Source organism: Tissierella sp. (assembly GCF_052089545.1).
Lineage (GTDB): Bacteria > Bacillota > Clostridia > Tissierellales > Tissierellaceae > Tissierella_A.
Genome location: NZ_JBQDAA010000274.1, coordinates 1 through 2,591 on the forward strand (window position 1 = coordinate 1; position 2,591 = coordinate 2,591).

Consider the following 2,591-nt stretch of genomic DNA (forward strand, 5'->3'; position numbering starts at 1 on the left):
TCGCGACCCTCGCCTTGGCAAGGCGATGCTCTACCACTGAGCCACTTCCGCATACCATTTTACTTGGTGCCCAAAGCCGGAATCGAACCAGCGACACGTAGATTTTCAGTCTACTGCTCTACCGACTGAGCTATTTGGGCATATTATCTTACTTTACTTGCAGTAAAATATTCGGTTACTTTGCTTTACTTTAACTAGCGGACTTAGTGATTCACACAAAACAGAAATTCACTGTTTTGGTTCTCTACTTATACCGACTGAACCGCTTAAATATATGTAATACAATGAATGTTTTTGACTACATTAGTTAGTATACATTATATTTTTTTAAATGTCAATCATAATTTTTTTTAATTCTTCTTCATCAAATTTATGCTTTGTATTACAAAAATGACACATAACTTCTGCTCCAGAATCTTCTTCTATCATAGCATTTATTTCTGTTTTTCCTAAGCCCTTTATTACTTTGACAATCTTTTCTTTAGAACAGTCACATTTATATTCTATATCTTTTTTTTCTAAAATTTTCATTTCAAAGTCTTCAAATATATTATTAAATATATCTTCTGGACTTAAACCTTCATCTATTAAAGCTGATACCGGTTTTATTTCTTTTAATTTATTTTCAAGTAATACTATATCTTCTTCAGTACAACCAGGTAATAGTTGAATAATATATCCTCCTGCTGCTTTCACACTTATATCCTTATCAACTAAAACTCCAAGACTTACAACAGATGGTTGTTGTTCAGAATAAGCATAATAGTGAGCAAGATCTTCTGCTATCTCTCCTGATACGAGTTTAGATATCCCTACATAAGGTTCTTTAAGTCCAAGATCCATTATTATAGTTAATGTACCATTATTTCCAACCAAACCCCCAACATCAAGTTTACCATCTTTTCTACTAGGTAAATCTACTGATGGATGCATTATTTCTCCCTTTATAGTTCCATTGTTTCTAGCTACTACTAAAATATTTCCTCCAGGTCCTTTTCCGTTTATTTTAAAAGTTAAGACGTCTTTTTCATTTTTCATCATAGCGCCCATTAAAACACCGGCAGTTAGACTTCTACCTAGAGCTGCTGTTGCTGTAGGTGAGGTATTATGAATTTTTCTTGATTCTTCTACCATAGCTGTAGTTTTTGCTACAAGCACTCTGATTCTTCCTAATTTATCTGTACCACGTATTAGATAGTCTTTCACAATACAAACCTCCTACAAGTAATAAAGCCCCTATATAGGGGCTTTTAAGCTTCTAACATTATGTCAAATAGATCTTATAGTTTAGTTACATTAGTTGCTTGAGGGCCTTTTTCTCCTTCTACTACTTCAAATTCAACTTGGTCGCCTTCGTCTAAAGTTTTGAATCCTTCTGCTTCAATTGCTGAGTAATGTACGAATACATCTTCTCCATTGTCTCCTGAAATAAATCCAAATCCTTTTGTTGCGTTAAACCACTTTACAGTACCTTTTTCCATTTTCCATTCCTCCAATAACACTTTTTAATAAAATACTTTTAATCAAGATGAATTGTTCATCTAGTTATGTATAATATCACAACATACTACTATAGTCAATTATTTACCTGCTTTAAAATAAGTTTTCTATTACTTTTTCTATCACTTTATTGAAATACAGTTAATTCTTTCTGTATCTTTCTTAGGTCTATCAAAGGTGAAGCAATCATACATATGATTTGTTTTGAAACCTGCTATTTCTAAGGCCTCTAATATTTCATCAGTTTTATAAGCCCTTTCCCTATGATTTTCATCAAACCTTTTATATCGGTCCCCTTCTTTTAGAAAAAACGTTAGATAAAAATCACATATATTCGAGTTCGCATCAAAAAAGTTCTCCCAAGAATAAAATATATCTTCCCTATCTTCTATAAATATATTGTTTCCAAGAATATTTTCAAGTTTATAGAAAGAGTTAATATCGAATATAAATATACCTCCATCTTCTAAATGTTTATATACATTTTTAAAAGTATCTATAAGATCTTCTGAATCTAATATATAGTTTATACTATCACAGATTGATATCACAGAATCAAACTTTTTATTAAATTTAAAATCCACCATGTTCTGTTTTAAAATTTTTACATTCTTATATCTACCCACTTTACCATATGCTTTTGACAACATTTCTTCAGATAAATCAAATGCTGTAAGCTTGTACATGTTTTCCGCAAGATAATATGATAAATTCCCAGTCCCACAAGCCATTTCTAATATTTCTTTGGGAAGCTTGTCGTATTTTTCAAATATCTCTTCAATATAGTTAAACCATTTTTCATAATCAAAATCATTCATAAGTTCATCATATATTTTTGCAAATTTATTATATATATCCATCCTTACTCCTCTTTTGTTTTCTTTTTCTTTTTTCTAGAAGTCATAATTCCGCCTATCCTACCTGACTCTTTAGCAGTTAAGCCTCCCCATCCTAAATCTTCAATTTTTTCTAATAATCCTAGTTCTTCTGCTATTTCATATTTTAATATATCATCTTTTGTAAGTTTTTTTTTCTTCTTTTTTTTCTTTTTAATTTTATTTATATCAACATTTTTCATAACCATCCCTCCT

Annotated in this window: 4 protein-coding genes and 1 tRNA gene; all 5 read right to left on the reverse strand. The window is 30.6% G+C overall.

The annotated features are described in order from the left end of the window. Nucleotides 1–64: 64 nt before the first annotated feature. A tRNA-Phe gene (locus ACTHW2_RS12830) sits at nt 65–140 on the reverse strand. 187 nt (nt 141–327) lie between these two features. Beyond that, complete coding sequence (gene hslO / locus ACTHW2_RS12835) at nt 328–1,206, reverse strand: Hsp33 family molecular chaperone HslO (protein ID WP_442264283.1); 879 nt, start codon at nt 1,204–1,206, stop codon at nt 328–330. A gap of 74 nt (nt 1,207–1,280) precedes the next feature. After that, nucleotides 1,281–1,481: a cold-shock protein gene (locus ACTHW2_RS12840; protein WP_442264284.1), complete on the reverse strand. Its 201-nt coding sequence runs from the start codon at nt 1,479–1,481 to the stop codon at nt 1,281–1,283. A gap of 141 nt (nt 1,482–1,622) precedes the next feature. Continuing rightward, nucleotides 1,623–2,360 carry a class I SAM-dependent DNA methyltransferase gene (locus ACTHW2_RS12845; protein ID WP_442264285.1) on the reverse strand — a complete coding sequence of 246 codons (738 nt, stop codon included), beginning with the start codon at nt 2,358–2,360 and terminating at the stop codon, nt 1,623–1,625. 2 nt (nt 2,361–2,362) lie between these two features. Then, nucleotides 2,363–2,578 carry a small, acid-soluble spore protein, alpha/beta type gene (locus ACTHW2_RS12850; protein WP_442264286.1) on the reverse strand — a complete coding sequence of 72 codons (216 nt, stop codon included), beginning with the start codon at nt 2,576–2,578 and terminating at the stop codon, nt 2,363–2,365. Nucleotides 2,579–2,591 lie beyond the last annotated feature (13 nt).